Source organism: Streptomyces sp. NPDC088147 (assembly GCF_044741565.1).
GTDB lineage: Bacteria > Actinomycetota > Actinomycetes > Streptomycetales > Streptomycetaceae > Streptomyces.
The window spans coordinates 578,568-597,067 of sequence record NZ_JBIUSY010000005.1 but is presented as its reverse complement, the minus strand read 5'-3'; the positions used below and the strand labels follow the sequence as shown (position 1 = coordinate 597,067).

Annotated in this window: 18 protein-coding genes; 9 read left to right on the top strand and 9 right to left on the bottom strand. The window is 70.9% G+C overall.

Annotated features, from left to right (window positions below; all coding sequences use genetic code 11):
• Positions 1–99: 99 nt before the first annotated feature.
• Positions 100–984, bottom strand: a complete 885-nt coding sequence (locus tag ACIOGX_RS20640) for a sigma-70 family RNA polymerase sigma factor (protein ID WP_356514841.1) — start codon at positions 982–984, stop codon at positions 100–102.
• Between the two features lie 101 nt (positions 985–1,085).
• Positions 1,086–2,303, bottom strand: a complete 1,218-nt coding sequence (locus tag ACIOGX_RS20635; RefSeq protein WP_401914982.1) for an alkene reductase — start codon at positions 2,301–2,303, stop codon at positions 1,086–1,088.
• A 76-nt stretch (positions 2,304–2,379) separates the two neighbouring features.
• Between ACIOGX_RS20635 and ACIOGX_RS20630 the strand changes: the two genes are divergently transcribed.
• Both ACIOGX_RS20630 and ACIOGX_RS20625 read left to right on the top strand, forming a co-directional pair.
• Positions 2,380–3,345, top strand: coding sequence for a sigma-70 family RNA polymerase sigma factor (locus ACIOGX_RS20630; RefSeq protein WP_401914979.1), 966 nt, complete (start codon positions 2,380–2,382; stop codon positions 3,343–3,345).
• Between the two features lie 49 nt (positions 3,346–3,394).
• On the top strand, positions 3,395–4,240 hold the full coding sequence (locus tag ACIOGX_RS20625; protein WP_356514847.1) for a class I SAM-dependent methyltransferase: 846 nt from the start codon (positions 3,395–3,397) through the stop codon (positions 4,238–4,240).
• Between the two features lie 63 nt (positions 4,241–4,303).
• Here the strand turns inward: ACIOGX_RS20625 and ACIOGX_RS20620 are convergent, their stop codons facing one another.
• Both ACIOGX_RS20620 and ACIOGX_RS20615 read right to left on the bottom strand, forming a co-directional pair.
• On the bottom strand, positions 4,304–5,026 hold the full coding sequence (locus ACIOGX_RS20620; RefSeq protein WP_356514849.1) for a TetR/AcrR family transcriptional regulator: 723 nt from the start codon (positions 5,024–5,026) through the stop codon (positions 4,304–4,306).
• Between the two features lie 161 nt (positions 5,027–5,187).
• Complete coding sequence (locus tag ACIOGX_RS20615) at positions 5,188–6,819, bottom strand: putative glycoside hydrolase (protein WP_360419496.1); 1,632 nt, start codon at positions 6,817–6,819, stop codon at positions 5,188–5,190.
• A 203-nt stretch (positions 6,820–7,022) separates the two neighbouring features.
• On the opposite strand from ACIOGX_RS20615, the gene ACIOGX_RS20610 reads away from it, so the two are divergent.
• Positions 7,023–8,030: a polysaccharide deacetylase family protein gene (locus ACIOGX_RS20610; protein WP_401767957.1), complete on the top strand. Its 1,008-nt coding sequence runs from the start codon at positions 7,023–7,025 to the stop codon at positions 8,028–8,030.
• A gap of 178 nt (positions 8,031–8,208) precedes the next feature.
• Here ACIOGX_RS20610 and ACIOGX_RS20605 read toward each other — a convergent pair whose 3' ends face one another.
• Together ACIOGX_RS20605 and ACIOGX_RS20600 are read right to left on the bottom strand one after the other, a co-directional pair.
• A complete protein-coding gene (locus tag ACIOGX_RS20605) occupies positions 8,209–8,670 on the bottom strand; it encodes a VOC family protein (RefSeq protein WP_356514855.1) in 462 nt (153 codons plus the stop codon).
• On the bottom strand, positions 8,667–9,254 hold the full coding sequence (locus ACIOGX_RS20600; protein ID WP_356514857.1) for a DinB family protein: 588 nt from the start codon (positions 9,252–9,254) through the stop codon (positions 8,667–8,669). Before ACIOGX_RS20600 ends, ACIOGX_RS20605 begins: the two co-directional genes overlap by 4 nt.
• A gap of 62 nt (positions 9,255–9,316) precedes the next feature.
• Here ACIOGX_RS20600 and ACIOGX_RS20595 point away from each other — a divergent pair, with 62 nt between their 5' ends.
• Positions 9,317–10,324, top strand: coding sequence for a YafY family protein (locus tag ACIOGX_RS20595; protein WP_356514859.1), 1,008 nt, complete (start codon positions 9,317–9,319; stop codon positions 10,322–10,324).
• A gap of 75 nt (positions 10,325–10,399) precedes the next feature.
• Here ACIOGX_RS20595 and ACIOGX_RS20590 read toward each other — a convergent pair whose 3' ends face one another.
• Complete coding sequence (locus tag ACIOGX_RS20590) at positions 10,400–11,002, bottom strand: response regulator transcription factor (RefSeq protein ID WP_356514861.1); 603 nt, start codon at positions 11,000–11,002, stop codon at positions 10,400–10,402.
• Positions 10,999–12,258, bottom strand: coding sequence for a sensor histidine kinase (locus ACIOGX_RS20585; protein WP_401914972.1), 1,260 nt, complete (start codon positions 12,256–12,258; stop codon positions 10,999–11,001). The genes ACIOGX_RS20590 and ACIOGX_RS20585 overlap by 4 nt, the downstream gene beginning before the upstream one ends.
• Before the next feature lie 279 nt (positions 12,259–12,537).
• Between ACIOGX_RS20585 and ACIOGX_RS20580 the strand changes: the two genes are divergently transcribed.
• Positions 12,538–13,422, top strand: coding sequence for an ABC transporter ATP-binding protein (locus ACIOGX_RS20580; RefSeq protein ID WP_356514865.1), 885 nt, complete (start codon positions 12,538–12,540; stop codon positions 13,420–13,422).
• 39 nt (positions 13,423–13,461) lie between these two features.
• Positions 13,462–14,181 (top strand): ABC transporter permease, encoded by a 720-nt coding sequence (locus ACIOGX_RS20575; RefSeq protein WP_383962249.1) that lies wholly within the window; start codon positions 13,462–13,464, stop codon positions 14,179–14,181.
• Between the two features lie 59 nt (positions 14,182–14,240).
• Here the strand turns inward: ACIOGX_RS20575 and ACIOGX_RS20570 are convergent, their stop codons facing one another.
• Positions 14,241–15,134: an NADP-dependent oxidoreductase gene (locus ACIOGX_RS20570; protein ID WP_401767965.1), complete on the bottom strand. Its 894-nt coding sequence runs from the start codon at positions 15,132–15,134 to the stop codon at positions 14,241–14,243.
• Between the two features lie 70 nt (positions 15,135–15,204).
• Here ACIOGX_RS20570 and ACIOGX_RS20565 point away from each other — a divergent pair, with 70 nt between their 5' ends.
• From ACIOGX_RS20565 to ACIOGX_RS20555, 3 genes are all read left to right on the top strand, one after another.
• Positions 15,205–15,795 carry a helix-turn-helix domain-containing protein gene (locus ACIOGX_RS20565; protein ID WP_356514871.1) on the top strand — a complete coding sequence of 197 codons (591 nt, stop codon included), beginning with the start codon at positions 15,205–15,207 and terminating at the stop codon, positions 15,793–15,795.
• Between the two features lie 401 nt (positions 15,796–16,196).
• Positions 16,197–17,774: an integrase gene (locus ACIOGX_RS20560; protein ID WP_401914967.1), complete on the top strand. Its 1,578-nt coding sequence runs from the start codon at positions 16,197–16,199 to the stop codon at positions 17,772–17,774.
• Between the two features lie 166 nt (positions 17,775–17,940).
• Complete coding sequence (locus tag ACIOGX_RS20555) at positions 17,941–18,483, top strand: helix-turn-helix domain-containing protein (protein WP_401914965.1); 543 nt, start codon at positions 17,941–17,943, stop codon at positions 18,481–18,483.
• Positions 18,484–18,500 lie beyond the last annotated feature (17 nt).

Below are 18,500 nucleotides of genomic sequence, written 5' to 3'. Positions count from 1 at the left end.
GCGGCGCGCGCCCGACGCGAGCGATGCGCCCGACGCGAGCGATGCGCCTGGCCCGTGCGGCGCGCCCGCCCGTGCGGTTCAGTCGCCCCTCCGAGCGGGTCAGTCGCCGAGGATCGTCACATCGAGACCGCCGAGCCACTCCGGGGCCGCGCGCAGGTCGATTCCGGTGATCCTCCCGCCCGTGATCGTGAAGCCGAACACGACGCGCGGCCGTCCGCCCGGCGCCGCCACGGCTCCCGCCGTTCCGTTCACGAGCGCCGGCCGCAGAGCCTTGGCGCGTCCCAGGATCGTGCGGGCCACGGCCGCCGCGCCCCGTACCTCGCCCGCCGCGCCCGCCTTCACGACCGCCTGGTCGGCCCGGACCACGACATCCGGATCGAGCAGCGCGAGGAGCGCGTCGAAGTCGCCGTCGCGCGTGGCGGCGAGGAAGGCGTCGACGATCTCCCGCCGGCGGACGGGATCGACGTCGGTGGCGGTGGGCGCGTCCCGCACCCGCCGTCTGGCCCGGCTGGCGAGCTGCCGCGCCGCCGCCGGGGTACGTTCCAGGATGGGGGCGACCTCGGTGAAGGGCATGGCGAACAGATCGTGCAGTACGAACGCCAGCCGCTCCGCGGGCGTCAGCGTGTCGAGCACCACCAGCAGCGCGCTGCTCACCGCGTCGGTGAGCAGCGCTTCGTGCTCGGGACCGAGCGGGCCCGTGCGGCTGTCGGCCGGCCCGGGGACGTACGTGTCCAGCGGCTCTTCGCGACGCGACGCGCGCGTGCGCAGCATGTCCAGGCAGATCCGGCCGATGACCGTCGTCAGCCATCCGCCGAGGTTCTCGACCCCGTCCGCGCCGGAGCGGCTGAGCCGTAGCCAGGTCTCCTGGACGGCGTCGTCCGCCTCGCTCAGCGAGCCGAGGATCCGGAACGCCACCGCTCTGAGGTGGTTCCGGTTCTCCTCGAACCGCGCGGTCAGCAGTGCGGTCTCGTCCTCGTCGTCCATGTCACATTCCTCCGTCGGCCTCCGTCAGCACTGTGACGGACGGGACCCGGTCGGACGTGACATCGCGCCCTCCGTCGCCCGGAGACGTGCGGCCCCCCGGGCTACCGCGCGTCGTCCCGCCAGGCGCTCGCGGGGTAGTCGACGTATCCCTCGGCCCCGTCGGTGTAGTACGTACCGGGGTCACCGGCCGCCAGTTCGCGGCCCAGCGCGAACCGTGTGACGAGGTCGGGGTTGGCGATGAAGTGCGTGCCGAAGGAGACGGCGTCGGCGATCCCCGCCCCGATCACGGCGTTCCCGGACTCGCGGCCGAAACCGAGGTTCGCGATCAGGGGACCGTTGAACCGCCGCCGGTAGTGCGCGAACGCGTCGAAGCAGGGGCCGTCGCCCGGCGCGGCGGGGGCCGGTCCGCGCAGATGCAGATACGCCACGGGGCGGGCGCCCAGCTCCGCCACGAGTTCGTCGTAGTCGGCGAGCGTCGCCTCGTCGGCGGTGAAGTGGTCACCGGCGTCCCAGTGGGGCGACAGACGCACCCCGACCCGCCGTCCGTCCCAGGGCGCGGCGACCGCGTCGATGATCTCGAACAGCAGACGCCGCCGGCCGGCACGGTCGGCGCCGTACCCGTCGGAGCGGCGGTTCAGCCGCGGGTTGAGGAACTGCGGTATCAGGAACGGGCCGATGGCATGGACCTCGACCCCGTCGAACCCGGCGCGCCGGGCGTTCGCCGCGGCGGCGCCGTACTCCGCGATCGTGGCCCTGATGTCGGCGGTGGTCATCTCCCGGGGGGTGACGGTGGCCTTGAAGCCGCTCGGCGTGTACGACCTCTCGTGCGGATTGACCGCCGAGGGCCCGGCCGGCAGCTCTCCCCCGAGGTGATCGGGGTGCGAGGCGGCGCCGGTGTGCCAGAGCTGGAGGACGATACGGCCGCCGAGGGCGTGTACGACGTCGGTGACCCGGCGCCACGCGGCGACCTGCTCCTCGCTGTAGACGCCGGGAACGCGGGCGAAGCCGATCGCGCGCTCGCTGACCCAGGTCCCCTCGGTGATGATCAGCCCGGCGGAGGCCCGCTGGCCGTAGTAGGCGGCGTGCATCCCGGTCGGCAGCAGCCCCGCGCCGGCCGCGCGGGCGCGGGTGAGAGGGGCCATCACCACGCGGTTGGGGAGCTGGAGATCGCCGAGGCGCGCGGGCCGCAGCAGCGGCTGGTCGAGGGCGCTCGGCGACGCCGGGGCCGGGGTCGGGGTCGGGGCCGGGGCTGGGGTCGGGGCTGGGGCTGGGGTCGGGGTCGGGGTCGCACGGGTCGTGGTATCCGTCGTCGTGGTCATGGGTCACCTTTTCTCGTCTCTCCCCGTCATCAGGGATGTGCTGAAGTTGACGGAGCGCGACGAGGAAAGGTGACCGATGGGCGGGCAACGGGACCAGGACCGGCTGGCGGAACGCTTCGAGACGCACCGCGCCCGGCTGCGGGCGGTCGCCTACCGGATGCTCGGCTCGGCCGGCGAGGCGGACGACGCGGTCCAGGAAACGTGGCTGCGGCTCAGCCGCGCCGACGCCGACGGTGTCGGCAACCTGGCCGGCTGGCTGACGACGGTCGTCTCGCGCGTCTGCCTCGACATGCTGCGCTCCCGTACGGCACGACGTGAGGACCCGGTGGGGGAGCGGCTGCCGGACCGGATCGAGGCCGCCCGAGACAGCGGCGGCGAGAGCGCCGGGGGCGGGGGCGGGAGCGACCCCGAAGAGGAGGCGCTGCTGGTCGATTCGGTCGGCCGGGCGCTGCTCGTGGTGCTGGACACGCTGGGTCCCGCCGAGCGGATCGCCTTCGTACTGCACGACCTGTTCGCCGTACCGTTCGACCGGATCGCGCCCATCGTGGAGCGCTCACCGGTCACCACGAAGAAGCTCGCCAGCCGCGCGCGCCACAAGGTACAGGGCACCCCCGCGGTACCGGCGGCCGATCTCGGCCGGTACCGGCACGTCGTCGAAGCCTTTCTCGCCGCCTCGCGCGGCGGCGACCTGAACGCGCTTCTCGCGGTGCTGGCCCCGGACGTCGTACGCGGGGCCGACCCGGCCGCCCTGCCGCCGGGCATGGCGACCGAGGTCCGCGGGGCGCGTGTCGTCGCCGAGGAGACCATGGTCCTGGGCCGCAGGGCACGGTTCGCGGAAGCGGCGCTCGTGAACGGAACCGTGGGAGTCGTCGTCGCCCCGCGCGGCCGGCTGCTCCTCGCCCTCACCTTCACGATCGAGGGCGAGAGGATCACCGGCTACGAGGTGATCGCCGCCCCGGCCCGCCTTCGGCGGCTCGAACTGGCCGTGCTCGACGCGGCCGTACTCGACGTGGCCGCGTGTCCGGGGGCGGTGGGAGACTGATTGGCCCCGCGGGTCGACGAACGTGTGCGAGAAGGGCGGTAGGGGCGGGATGCCTGAGGGCTGGGAGTGGGACGACACGCTGTTCTCGGGAGCGGCTCCCTACTACTGGCGCGGGCGGCTCCCGTACGCGCCCGGACTCGCGGAGCTGCTCGCCGAGGTCCTGACGCCCGACGGCCGGGGGCGTCTGCTCGATGTGGGCTGCGGGCCCGGCACCCTCGCGCTGAGCTTCGCGCATCTGTTCGCCGAGGTGGTCGGCGTGGACCCGGACGGCGGGATGGTCGCCGAAGCCGGGCAGCGCGCCGGCAGAGCGGGCGTGGCCCGGAAGACGAGGTGGGTCCAGGTCCGGGCCGAGGAACTGCCCGCGGGCCTCGGGGCGTTCACCGTCGCGGCCTTCGGCCAGTCCTTCCACTGGATGGACCGTGATCTGGTGGCGGCGACGGTCAGGGACATGCTCCGGCCGGGCGGAGCCCTGCTGCATATCGCGGATCTGAAGACGGAGACGCGAGCCGTCGACGGTCTCCCGTATCCCGGCGTGCCCTACGCGGCCATCGACGATCTGGTGAGGCGGTACCTGGGCCCGGTCCGGCGCGCCGGCCGCGGGGTACTGCGGTACGGGACGCCCGGCGACGAGGCCGCCGTGCTCCGCCGGGCGGGCTTCGCGGGGCCGGAGCGGTATGTCGTACCCGGAGGGCAGGCGCTGGAGCGCTCCTCCGGTGACGTCGTGGCGTGGGCGTTCTCGATGTCCTCATCCGCGCCGCACCTCTTCGGGACGCGACGCGGCGAGTTCGAGGCGGACCTCGGCAGGCTCCTGCGGGAGACCTCGCCGTCGGGCCGGTTCTCCGAACGCCAGCCGAGCACCGAGGTCTTCGTCTGGCGCGAGCCCTCCGCCCGGTAGCCCTCGGCTCGTAGCCCTCCGCTCAGTGAGGCGCTGCGCGCCGACGCGCGGTTGCCGCCGCGCTCACGGCGCGGTGCGTGGAGTGGTCACGGTGCCGTTGATCACCATGCGGAAGGTCCAGGCGAGACGTTGCCCGGGGGCGCCGGAGGTCAGGTCGCCGCCGAGCGCGGCGATACGCGGATGCGTGTCGGGGGACGCGTCACGCAACGCGGCGACGAGGGCGTGGTGTTCGGCCTCGGCCCCGGCCGTCCGGTCGCGGGCCGAATGTTCCGCGGCGTTGGCGGTGGCCACCTGGAGCAGTACGTCGACGCCCCAGGCGGCCTGCGCGTCCGGTACCCCGCCCTTGTGCAGGAGGGAGAGGACGGCCTCGACCAGGGCCAGGTAGTTGGGGCCCGAGGGACGGGCGATCAGCGCGGAGTGGGCGAGGCTGGGGTGCGCGAACAGGACGTGCGTGTACGAGCCGAGCAGCCGCGCCAGCCGCTCGCGCCAGTCGCCCTCAGCGTCATCGCCCTCACCGTCATCGCCCTCGGCCGACGCCGGGGACAGATCGACGGCGCCGAGCAGCTCCTCCAGGATCGCCGCGTGCAGCTCGGCGGTGTTGGCCACGTACACGTACAGCGAGGCCGGACCGGTGTCGAGTTCCTGGGCGAGCCGCCGCATGGTGACGCGCTGGAGTCCTTCGCTCTCCATCAGGCGGACCGCGGTGGCGACGATGCCCTCATAGGTGAGGGCGGGCTTGGCGGGCCGTTCGCGGCGGCTGCGGGGCGCGGGGGTTCTCGGAGTCACGAACCCACCTTAACGAACATGTTCGTACCGGTGGTGCGCGCTCCGGTGGTGCGCGCTCCTGTGGCGCGCGCTCCGGATGCGCAGGCGGGCGTGCCGGGCAGGCACGCTCGCCGCGTGAGTGGATCAACGTGCGGACTGGGCGGAAGAAGACGCCCGCCGCGTCAGTGTGCGGAGATCTGCTTGAGTGCCGCCCCCTGGTAGCGGGCTCCCGCGTTCCAGAGGATGAAGGAGTGCATCTTGTTGGCCTCCGCGGCCTTGATCTGTTCGGCGACCTGGGTCGGCCCGTAGTGGCTGCCCATCGAGAAGTCCTGGAGCCACGGGACGATCTCGGTCTGGGTGCCCTTCGCCAGACGGGCGAAGTCGGCGAGCGAGCGCTGCACGATCGCGTACGGCGCGGTGTCGGGGTTGGAGACGCCGTACTCCCCGGGCCCCCAGTGGGACGGGTAGACCATCGGCGCGATGTAGTCGCTGACCTTGACCAGGGCGGCGATGTCCTGGGCGATCTCCTTGGGCCGGGTGGCGGCTATGCCGAAGACCGAGACGCCGAGGTACTTGGCGTGCGGGCGCATCGCGATCCGGGTGTCGCCCACGAACGAGGTGATGGCCTGCTCGGGCGTGGCGGAACCGATGCCCGGGAAGCGCATCTTCGACAGCGGACCGTCGGGGCGGCGCACGTAGTCGTAGAGGATGTCGTCGAAGCCGAGCTGAGCCGCTTCGACGGCGAGGTCCTGGTTGTACTTGCGGACCGTGGGGTCGGCGAAGTTGGTGAAGGCCAGCTTTCCGTAGTGGCCGCCGCCGGCGTACGCCTCTCCCTCGGGGGTCTGCACGACCTGGTCGCGCTTGCCGCCCTTCCAGGCCGCCGTGGCGAGCAGGGGGTCGCGGAAGGCGACGATGCGGCCGATGACCTGGGCGCCGGCGGCGTGGATCTCGGCTATCGCCTTGCGGGCGTCGTAGTAGCCCTTGGCCGAACCGATCTGACGGGCCAGCGGCACCTGGGAGGCGTACCCGACCTCGCCGTCCTCGTCCTTGACGTCCAGCTCGACGGCGTTGAGCTTGCCGCTGCGGATCAGCGCGAGGACGTTGGTGCGCAGGGTCTTGTCGGCCCAGCCGATGGCCGTGATGTGCGCGGCGCGGATCATGGGGCGACGGCCCCGGGTCGACACGGCCTTGGCGGTGAGGTTTCCGGCGCGGTCCACGGCGGTGATGTTCACGACGGGTGTGCCCTTGGGGACCGTGATCTTGAAGGCCCCGTCCTTGTCGACGGGAACCTCCTTGCCGTCGACGCTGACCTTGGCGTCGGTGGAGGCCTTGCCGGTGACGGTCACGGGGTCGGCGACGTTCTTGATCACAGGGTCGGCCACGTTCAGGTCGGGAGCGTGGGTGTCCACGGTGAAGCCCACGACCTCCCGGTATGAGGCGAACGGAAGACTGCTGTCGCCCTCCACCACCAGGACGTGCTTTCCCTCGGTCAGGCGCGGGATGGCGAGTTTCAGCCGGGTGCCCTCAGCTTTGACGGGGACCACCGCGCCGTCCAGGGTGGCGCGCACCTTGTCCTTGCCACCGGCCGCTTCGGCATCGATGTAGGCGCTGACCTGTGCGGCCTTGCGCCCGTCGAGGACCGCGCCGTCGGTGAGACCGTGCACACCCGGGCCCGGCGCGAGAAAGGTCCAGGCGCCGACGCCCGCTCCCGTCAGTGCGAGCGCGACGGCTGTCGCGATCAGGGCGCGGCGGCGGCCCGGACGGGGGGGACGGTAGGCGGAGGAGGCGGCATACGATATGCGCTTCGTGGTCATCATGAGTCCTTCGTGCAGTGGGCCGGGGTGGTTCCTCCATTGATTGCCACACCGGCGTGTCGCACCTCCTGTTCTGACCGGATGTCACACGAACGGCCGCTTTCCGCCCCGGCGTGGTGACTGCGCCATCCAGGGGACGATGCGATACAGGGGCTCTCTCAGCCGGTAGGGATGGCGCGACACTTTCGCCTTGGAGGACCCTCATGCGCCACCCTCTCGCCCCGCTCTGCGCCCTGGCGGGCGCCGCCCTGCTCGCCTCGGGCTGTTCCCCAGGGTCGTCACCGGCCGCCGGGGAACAGCAGGGGGCCTCGGCCGCGGCGGCCAGCGCCGTCGCCGCCAAGGCCCCGGCGGAGGTCGGCGCCGATGAACTCGGCCAGGTGCCGGTGCTGATGTACCACCAGCTCACCGCGAAACCGGCCAGCGTCTACGACCGCACCCCGGCCGATTTCCGGGCCGAGCTGGAGCGCCTCGCCCGGGAGAAGTACGTGCCGGTCACCGCCCGGGACTTCCAGACGGGCCGTATCGACATCCCGGCCGGAACGCACCCCGTGGTCCTCACGTTCGACGACTCGACCAACAGCCAGGTGAGCCTCGACGCGAGCGGGAACCCGGCGAAGGACTCGGCCATCGCCATCCTCGCGGAGACGGCGAAGAAGCACCCCGGGTTCAAGCCGGTGGGGACCTTCTTCGTCAACGCGGACGCCTTCTCGGCCACCGGTCCCGCCAAGGCGCTGAAATGGCTGAAGGAGCACGGGCACGAGATCGGCAACCACACCGACCGCCACCCGAACCTGGGCTCCCTGGACCAGGCGGGCGCCGCGAAGGCCATCGTCGGCGGACAGCAGGCGATCGAGAAGGCCGCGCCCGGGACCAAGGTCACCTCCCTCGCCCTGCCCTTCGGGTCCATGCCCAAGCCGCCCGACGTCGCCGCGCGGGGAACGGGCTACCGCAACGACGGGGTGTACCTCGTGGGCGCCAACCCCTCGGTCTCGCCGTTCGCCAAGACCTTCACACCCGGCGCGATCCCGCGGATCCGCTCGGCGGGCCCGAAGGACGCGGACGCCGAGTTCGGTTCGTCGCGGTGGCTGGACAAGCTCGCCGACGGCAAGAACTGGTACGTCTCGGACGGGGACCCGAACACGGTCTCCTTCCCGCGCGCCTCGCAGGACAACGTGGCACCGGCCTTCGCGAAGCGGGCCCGGCCGTACTAGGACGACCACGAGGCGGTCCTCGTACGGGTACTTGAGCGGTACCGGGGCCGCCACCGGACGACCGGGGCCACCGGACTACCGGGGCCGCCACCGGACTACCGGGACGACCGGGACTACTGGGACGACCGGGAGTACCGGGAGACCGGGAGTACCGGACCAGCCGGTCCCTGTCCGGGCGTCAGTCCAGGCAGAACTCGTTGCCCTCGGGGTCCGTCAGCACGAGGAAGCCGGCTTCCAGCGGGGGCGCGGGCTCGTGGCGGCGTACCCGCGTCGCTCCCAGCGCCACGAGCCGGTCGCACTCGGCCTCCAGCGCCGCCATCCGCTCCTCTCCCCGCAGTCCGGGAGCCACGCGGACATCGAGGTGGACGCGGTTCTTGGTGATCTTGTCCTCCGGCACCTGCTGGAAGAAGAGCCGGGGACCGTGCCCGTCCGGGTCCTCGACGGCCGATCGCGCGTTGCGCTCCTCCTCCGGTACGCCGACCCGCTCCAGGAAGTCGTCCCACGCGGCCAGCGGGTCGGCGTCCTCGGGCAGGTCGACCCCGGGCGGGCCGGGGTGGACGTAGCCCAGGGCGTCGCGCCAGAAGGACGACAGCGCGCGCGGGTCGTGGGCGTCGAAGGTGATCTGGACATGACGGCTCATCGGGTCGCTCCGTTCGTAGCGGATGTCGTGTGTGCGTAGAGGTCGCGCAGCAGGCAGACCTCGGACAGATGGTGGATCAGCTCGCGGTTGATGTGCAGCACCAGATCGGCCATGGGTGCCTCGGGGTAGGGCTCCTTCTCGCCGACCGGGACCCGGAGCGCGGCGTCGCCGAGGCCGGCCACCCCGGCCAGCCAGATGTCGAGCTGGGTCCGCAGCTGGTCGAGCGCGGTGGCCGCGTCGCCGGCGTACTCCCACGTCTCGTACGACACCTCCGGCGCGCCGAAGTGCGCCGCGTTGCGCGTGGCGAGCACGCCGACGATGACGTGGGCGAGCCGCCAGGCGATCGTGGTGAAGGCCGCGGGGACCGGCTCGGGAAACGTGTAGTCCACCGTGAAGTCCCCGGCGCCGTGCCGCACGGGCGACGGCGAGCCGTCGCGCGGCCGTACGGTCCAGGCGTCCGGCACCGGCGACCAGAAGTACTCGTCGTCGGTGAGGCTTTCGAGCCGGGCTCGGAGCTGATGGTTCCAGTGGAACTCCCACTGCTCGCGCAGTGTCCTGTTCCAGTCGTGTGCGTCTGCGTCCATGGAGCCACCCTGGCACCGAGAGCGGACAGGATCGGTCCGCTATCTCTGGCAGGGTTGGCGCCATGGGCGCGGCGAGCGGTGACGAACGGGGTACGACGGAGCGGGTGCTGACCCTGCTCGGGCTGCTTCAGCAGCGCCAGGTCTGGACCGGCCCCGAGCTGGCCGACCGGCTCGGGGTCACGCCGCGCACGGTACGGCGTGATGTCGAGCGGCTGCGCACGCTCGGCTATCCGGTGCATGCCAGCCAGGGCGTCGGCGGCGGCTATCAGCTCGGCCCGGGGCAGGACCTGCCGCCGCTGCTCCTCGACGACGAGGAGGCGATCGCCACCGCGGTCTCGCTGCTCGCCGGCGCGGGCGGCGCCGGTGGCGCGGTCGTGGGCGTCGGCGACGCCGCGCTCCGCGCGCTGACCAAGCTCGACCGGGTGCTGCCCATCCGGCTGCGGCACGAGGTGCGCGCGCTCTCCGGCTCGGTGGAGTTCTTCGGCGGAGGCCGCGCGCCGGTCGACCCCGAGGTGCTCATGACACTGGCCAGGGCCTGCCGGGACGAGGTCGAGGCCGGTTTCGGCTACCCGTCCGGGGACGGGATACGACGGCGCCGGGTCGAGCCCCACCGTCTGGTCGCCTCCGACCGGCGCTGGTACCTCCTCGCCTACGACCTCGATCGCGACGACTGGCGCAGCTTCCGCGTCGACCGGATGTCCGGGGTGTCCGCACGGACCTGGCGCTTCCGCCCGCGCGAGGCGCCCGACGCGGCGACGTACGTACAGGAGGGTGTGGCGAGCCGGGTCTACCCGCACCGGGCGCGCTTCCTCGTGCACGCGCCGGCCGACACGGTGCGCGCGCAGATTCCGGCGTCGGCGGCTGTCGTACGCCGGCGGGGGAGTGAGGTCTGCGAGGTGCTCAGCGGCGCCGGAGATCTCGATTTCGTGCTCATGCGGGTGCTCCTGCTGGGGCACGACTTCGAGGTACTCGACCCTCCGGAGCTCGGTGGTCGCTGTCGCGCACTGGCGGAGAGACTGCTGTCCGCCGGTGGGGCGACGCCACCGGTGCCGGACGCGGAGGAGCCATGAGCCGCGACCGACACGCCTCGCGGGAAGGAGGCCGCCCCGCGAGGCACCACCCCGTGCGGTGACGCGGAGCCGTCTCTACAGCCAGTCGTGTTCCCGCGCGTAGCGCGCCGCTTCGTGCCGGGTCCGCGTCTGGGTCTTCTGCATGGCGTGCGAGAGGTAGTTGCGTACGGTGCCTTCCGCCAGGTGGAGGCGGGCGGCGATGTCGGCGACGGAGTACCCGTCGCGGGTCACGCGCAGGACGTCGATCTCCCGGTCGGTGAGGGGGCAGTCGTCGACGACGGCGAGGGCGGAGACGTCCGGGTCGATCCAGCGTTTGCCCTCGTGCAGGGTGTTGATGACCGACGTGATGTGCGCGGGTTCCGCCGACTTGCTGACGAAGCCCTGGACTCCGAGTTTCAGCGCTTTGCGGAGCACCCCGGGTCTGGCGTGGCGGGTCAGCATGAGGATCACCTGGTCCGGCCGTACCCGGCGGATCTGCGCGACGGCGCCGAGTCCGTCCACACCGGGCATCTCCAGGTCGATGACGAGCACGTCGGGCCGGTGCCGCAGTGTGGCCTCGACGGCCGATTCGCCGTCCTGCGCTTCGGCGAGCACGGTGATCTCGCCTTCGAGAGTCAGCAACGACGCCAGCGCCTTACGGAGAAGAGCCTCGTCGTCGGCGAGTACCACGGTGGTCATCGGTCGTCCTTCCGTGCCGAGGAGGGCGGCGTCGTCGGGCGGAGGTCTGCCGTCGTCGGGCGGAGGTCCGTAGTGGCCGGGCGGTGATCTGCCGTCGTCGGGCGGAGGTCCGTAGTGGCCCGGCGGAGGTCTGCCGTCGTCGGGTGGTGATCTGCCGTCGCCGGGCGGAGCCCGGGAAACGTCGCGGCCGTGACGAAGCGCCCGTCCTCCTGCTCCACCGTCAGCTCGCCTCCGTCGTCGCCCACGCGTTCCTTGAGGGCGGCCAGCCCGCTCAGCTCCGGAAGGGGGCCCTCCCGCGCGCCGTCGTTGACGATGGTGATGCCCGACTCCGAGAGGGTGATCCGCACCCGTGTGGCCTGCGCGTGGCGCAGGATGTTCGTCGTCGTCTCGCGGAGGACCTGGCCGAGCAGCCCGTTGACTCGCTCGTCGGCCTCGGCCTCACGGTTGACGCGCACACGGATGCCCGCGGCCTCGAAGAGGTTCTTCGCGTTCTCCAGCTCCACGGACAGGTTCAGCCGCCGCTGTGCGTAGGCCAGCTCCTTGGTCTGGGTGATGGTGTCGCTGACCAGGGCGTGCACCTCTCGTAGCTCCTCCTCCACGCGGTCGAGGTCGCTGCGTACCAGCTTCGAGGCCAGCGTGATCTTCAGCTTCACCACATGCAGGGTGTGGCCCTGGATGTCGTGCAGATCACTGGCGAAACGGATGCGTTCCCGGATGACGGCCAGCTCCGCCTCGCGCTCCCGTGATTGCGCGATGACCTTGTAGAACTGGTGGTTGGCGAAGTGGAGGCCGGTCACCACCATGATGATGCCCGTGGGGACGAGGACGTACTGCGTGAGAGCGCCGTGGACATCGCCCGGTGACTGCGTCAGCTTCGTCGCCCCTGCCGCGGCGACGAAGGCGGCGAGTCCCAGGGCCGCCGCGACGCGATGCCGGGGCAGCCGGGGGACGAGATAGGGGCCCACGACCGTCAGGCCGTAGAACGCCGTGGTGCTGTCCGCCACCAGCACGCCGAACGGCCACACGGCCGCGGTGACGATCAGGCAGGGGAGCGCGACACGGGAGGTGTCGTCGGCCGTCCACCGCGCCATGACCACCAGGCCCGCTATCACGCCCAGGCTCAGGACGACGGCGTCCCACCAGGTCCGGGCATCGGTCGCCACCAGCACCGCCCCTACGACGGCCAGCGGCGGGACGAACGTGACACGGTTCCACCGGTGCAGCGGTCCCTGCGGCGTCCCGGTGTACTCGGACATCGTCCGCACCGCTCGCGGGGTCGGGCTCACCGGTCGTCACCCGCGTACGGAGCGGGCAGGCCGAGGACGGCCTTGTCGGCCGTCGGCGGAAGGTGCGGGGGCCTGGCGTCCATGGGCGGTTCTCCGGGATCGGACAGCAGAGTCTGCCCCGCAGTATTCTTCCCGCTCCACGGGTGGCACCAGTGACACCGTGTCATGCGTTCGCCCCCAGGAATGTCACGGCGGAGTGATGACACGGCGCCACTGCCGGACGAGCGTGCCGGCGGCTGAGATCGGGGCATGACCTCGACACCAGTCATCGACGTTGACCATCTGAACCTCAGCTACGGCGACTTCCACGCCGTGAAAGACCTGTCCTTCCAGGTGAGGAAGGGGGAGCTGTACGCGCTGCTCGGCACGAACGGGGCCGGCAAGACCTCGACCCTGGAGACCATCGAAGGCCACCGTACGGCCACCTCGGGCACCGTGCGGGTCTTCGGGCACAGCCCGCGCGACCGGCGCGCCGTGCGGCGCCGGATGGGGATCATGCTCCAGGAGAGCGGCTTCTCCCCGGATCTGACGGTGCGGGAATCGGTCCGGCTGATCGGAGAACTCTCCCAGCGTGCGGACAGGGTCGAACGCGTGCTCGGCATCGTCGACCTCACGCACAAGGCCGGTACCCAGGTGTCCCAGCTCTCCGGCGGTGAGAAGCGACGTCTGGACTTCGCCACCGCCGTGTACGGGAACCCCGAGCTGGTCTTCCTGGACGAGCCCACCACCGGCTTGGACATCCAGTCCCGGGACGCGCTGTGGGACGCCGTGGACAGGCTGCGCGAAGACGGCTCCACGATCGTGCTCACCACGCACTACCTGGAAGAGGCCCAGCAGCGCGCCGATCGCATCGGGCTCATGCACAAGGGCACCTTCCACCAGGAAGGGACCGTCGCCGAGCTGACACAGACCCTGCCGGCCGCCATCCGCTTCTCCCTTCCGGACTCCCTGCCGGCGCTACCGCTGCGGGCCACGCGCGAGAGCGACGGGACGTTCCTCATCGAGACCTTCCAGTTGCAGAAGGACCTTCACATCCTGCTCGTCTGGGCGCACGACAACGCGGTGGAGCTGCGGGAACTCCAGTCCGGCCCAACGCGGCTCGACGACGTCTTCCGTGCCATCGGCAACGCGTAGCCCCCGCTCCCGCCACTTCCCGAGAAGAGGACTCCCACCATGCTCTCCATCGCTCGCAGCGAGCTGATCCAGCTCTTCCGGAACCGGCTGGTTCTGCTCAACAGCTTCCTCATTCCCCTCGGGGCCTGCGCGTTCTTCGTCTACAAGCACGAGACCTTCACGGAGCTGCGCAGTCTCGGATACATCGCGGCGGTGGTGGTGTGCACCGTGGCCGCGTTCGGTCTCTACGCCACCATCGTGACGACGCTGGCGTCGCGCCGGCAGACCCTCTTCCTCAAGCGGCTGCGCTCCACCCCGGCGAGCGACGCCGGCATTCTCTCCGGGCTGGTGCTCCCGGTCACCGTCCTCGCACTGATCCAGGTGACCGTGATCCTCGTCGTCCTGACCGCGGTCGCCGGCAAGCCGGCCAATGGTCTCCTCCTGGCGGCGGCGGTCGTCTCGACGGTGATCATGATGCTCGGCCTGGGACTGGCCACGGCGGGTCTGACGAACTCCCCGGAGCACGCCCAGGTGACGACCCTGCCCGTCAGCCTCGGCGCCGTCGCCGTCACCAACTGGGTGGGCATCACCGGCACCGAGGAACTCACCCTGCTCAAGCGGCTGCTCCCCGGCGGCTCGGCCACCGAACTGGCCATCAACGCCTGGAACGGCGGCGTCCCCGTGGCGGAATCCCTGCCGCTGCTGCTGCCCACCCTGGCCTGGGTCGTCGTCGCCGTCGCGCTGGCCTCCCGACTCTTCCGCTGGGAGCCGCGCCGCTAGACATGCCCTTCGAGGGAGCGCCGTCCGCGGATGAGACGGCGGGCGGCCAGGGCCGGCTTTCAGATGATCAGGACCCGGCGCCCTCGTGTGTGGCCGGCCTGGCTGTCGATGTGCGCCGCCGCGGCCTCGGCCAGCGTGTACGACTTCTCGACCGGGATCCGGAGCTTTCCCCGGGAGATGAGGTCGACGGCCTCGGCGAGCGCATCCGGTACGCTCCCGGCCACGCCGGAGAACCGGACACCGAGCGCCGGCGCACCGAGATCGGCGATGGAGATCACCTTCCCCGGATCCCCGGTCAGCTCGACCAGCTCACGGATCACACCCGAGCCGGCCAGGTCGAGAGCCGCGTCGACATGGCCGAGCCGCCGCACTCGCCCGACCCAGCCCTCGCCGTATGTCGTGGCGAGGGCGCCCAGGCCGCGCAGATAGTCCTGGTTCGCGGCCCCGGCTGTGCCGATCACCGTGATGCCGCGGTCGTGGGCGATCTGCAGAACCGCCGATCCGACTCCCCCGGACGCTCCGCTGACCAGCAGCGTCTGCCCGGACCGCACGCCGACCTCGCGGATGACGCGCAACGCCGTCTCCACCACGGAGGGGTACCCGGCCGCCTCTGCGAACGTCAGCCCCTCGGGCATACGGGCCCAGGCCGACAGCACGGCGAACTCGGCGTAGGTGCTGGAACCTTCGCCGAACACAGGGTCGCCGGCCTCGACCCCCTCGACCCCCTCGCCGACCTCGTCCACCACTCCGGAGGCGTCCAGCCCGACTCCGGAGGGCAACTCGATCGGATGCGCCCCCAGGATCTGGCCTTCGCGGATCCTCCAGTCGACGGGATTCACGCCCACCGCCCGCACGGCGATACGTATCTGACCGGGGCCCGCGTGGGGCTCCTCGGCGTCCACGAGGCGCAGTACGTCCGGGCCGCCGAACTCGGCGAAGCTCACTTTCTTCATGCGGCGGACAGTAGCACTAACGGTTAGCTTTTCGAATCTGTTGTGTTTTTGCATCTGGTAGTGTCAGGTCATGACCGAGCTGTCCGGGCGCCGTGAGCGCAAGAAGGCCGCGACCCGTCAGAAGATCGCCGACACCGCCCTGCGGCTCTTCCTGGAACGCGGCTTCGACGCCGTGGGCATCCGTGACGTGGCCGCTGAGGCCGATGTGGCCGTCACCACGGTCTTCTCCCACTTCGCCTCGAAAGAGGCCCTGGTGTTCGAGCGGGACGAAGACTTCGAGCTGCGCCTCGCGCGCGCGGTCACCGGCCGGGCGCCGGACGAGCCGCTCATCCCCGCGTTGCGCCGCGAGGTCGAGGCCCTCGTGCGACACTGCACGGCGGACAGTGCCACCCCGATCTGGCGCATGATCGACGCGTCGCCCGCCCTGCGGGAGTACGAGGAGTCGATGAGGCTGCGCCACGCGGAGGCGCTGGCGGCGGCCATCGCCGCCGATCCCGGCCTGTCGCGGACCACCACGGCCTGCCGGACCATCGCCAGGTTCGTGATCGACGCCTACGCGCTGGCCCGTGAGGCGGCCGATCCGCAGGCCGCGCTCGACGAGATCTTCCGGATGGTCGAGGCGGCATGGGCGGTCACCCTCGACCGCTCATCCGCCGGATGAGGCACGAGGCGCTACGCTGAGACTGAGCACGGTAGGTGTCATCATCTTCCGGTCCCGACCTGGCTTTGCGTGAAGCTCTGAGCGCGACATCTGTCGCCGAATTCGCATCGTTCCTGACGTGATCTCGTACATCTTTCGGTCATCACCGAGATGCAAATGTGGCAGCCGTGCTCACCAGCCAGCGCAGGACGCTCTGCGCCGCGCTCTCCCTATGACGCTCGCAACTCGACGCGGTCACCGAAAGAGGGCAAGAAGAAAGGGGCAGTGGCCATAGTTGGCGAGTGCCCCTTTAAGTCTCCCAGAAGATTAACACGCCAGGGGAGAGCTCCGCTACGGTACCCGGCGTGAACGCATCATCACACTTCGCACCCGACGCCTATGCGAGACACGCGCTCGCACGCATGATCGACTATTTCACCGACGAAGGCACTCCATGGGCCCGGAGATTGTGGGACATCGGGTCGGTGCTGGCGCTGGAGGAACTGTGGGAAGCCGGTTCCTGGCAAGCCCAGGGCGTACTGTCGCCCGCGGCCTGTGACTGGCAGCGGGCCGAACTGCGCGCACTCATCGGCCCGGACCGGGGGCTGGGCGAGCGTGAGCTGCGCAAGGAGATCACCGCGCTGCTGAGTGCTCCTCTGCCCGACCCGAGCCCGGCCAGACGCCGCCTGCGGGAGATCGTCGATCACGCACGCTCGGGCTACCTAGAGCGCTGGACTGCCGCCGTCGCTGGTAGCAGTCGCCCCGGCCCTGAGCGGTTCTCACGCACTGTTGCCGCGCATCTGCTGGACCTCGGGTACAGCGCGAGTCACCTGCTGGCCTGGGCGCAGGGGCTGTACGCAGAGCGAGCGGACACGGCCCGCATCGCCGAGAGTGCCGCGGCCCTTGCGCGTTCTTCTCCCCGCTCGTTCGACGTCCTGATCGCGCTGCACAGCGTTCCGCAGCGAGATCTCGCTGAACCATTGGCGAACTGGATGCCGAAGGGGAAAGTGATCGCTTGGCTTCGCGAGCACGGACACGACACCGCTGGCATTCGGTCTGGCGGGGGGTTCCTATACCAGTTCACCGCGCTGGACGCCTATGGGGCCGCCGAGCAGGCCCGCCAGATGATCGAGCGCATGGTCGCCCGGTCCTCGTTCCTGCGCCGGAATCGTGGGGGCATCGTCCCGCTGCCGTACATCTGGGTCGCGGGACACCCGCAGCCGATTCCCGTCACCCCGCCGGCCAGGGGCGCCGACGTACTGACGCTGGTCAACGAGGGGCACCTCTACCGCATCCATGAATCCCGCAGCCGCATCGACGATGCGCTGGAACTGGCCGCACCGGTCAATCAGGGCCCTCTCGGGCCTGCCGTCGCCGGCGCCTGGGCCGCCGTCGAGGCACTCCTCTCCCACCCGGACGACCCTCAGGAAGTTGAGCGTTCCGGCAAGGCGGTCGCCGCCGACCGTCTTGCGGTGATCATCGCCTGCTCTTGGCCCCGGGCCGAGTTGACCGCGCTCGCCCACCGGCACAAGCCGCCGCGGCCCGACGCTCTGTCCGAGCGCCTTGCGGCATGCAGGACTAACCTCGACCGTGCGTCTTGCCTCTCCGATGTGTTGCGCGTCTCGGGCGTGGACGCCTTCGACTTCTCGGGTGCCCGCACGAAGCACAGCGACCGCCCGGCGGCGGAACGGATGGCTGCCTTGCTGACAGATCCGCGCCGCGTCCTGAACGAGGTCATGGGCACCTATCGCATCGCGCTGCGTCGTCTGTATCGCACCCGCAACATCGTGCTGCACGGCGGAGCCACGCAAGGGGTCGCCCTGCACGCTTCTCTGCGCACCGCAGCCCCACTCGTCGGAGCGGGTTTGGACCGCATCGTCCACGCCGCTCAAGTTCAGCAGGTTGCCCCTCTCGACTTGGCCGCGCGCGCCGAGGTTGCCCTGCGCCTGGTCGGAGGCGAGACGGGGCTGCCCGTCGTAAAGCTCCTCGAACCGGCGTAATCGTGAACGCGCGACCCTTTGGGCAGGATCAACCACGCTGATGCGACAGATGTCGCGCTCAGACGACAACTACCGTACTCAGCCTCAGCTACGTCACGGCATGCCGCGTGTCACTTTTGCAAGCATGCGCTTGCAATAGTTAGCAGGGCGACGCAGTATGGGCCGTATGGCATCACTCAACGTCGGCAATCTCGGTGAGTATCTGCGCGAGCAGCGGCGCAACGCGCAGCTGTCGCTGCGGCAGCTCGCCGATGCCGCCGGGGTGTCCAATCCGTATCTGAGCCAGATCGAGCGCGGGCTGCGCAAGCCGAGCGCGGACATTCTTCAGCAGCTGGCCAAGGCGCTGCGGATCTCCGCCGAGACGCTGTATGTGCAGGCCGGGATGCTCGACGAGCGGGAGCGGGAGGAGCTGGAGACGCGTGCCGTCATCCTCGCCGACCCCTCGATAAACGAGCGGCAGAAGCAGGTGCTTCTGCAGATCTACGAGTCGTTCCGCAAGGAGAACGCACTCGACACGGACAGCCCGGAGGGCACGGAATCCGCGGTGACCGCGGGGACCGGAGAGCCCGGGAAGACCGCCGAACGGGACGCGGACGCCGGTGGCACCGGTGGCACCCGTGGCGACGGCGGTTCCGGGAACAGTCGCCGGCGCTCCTCCGGCGGCTCCGGTACGACGGACGGCAGTGCTGCCACCCCACCCTCACACTGATCCGGGAGGACCACAGT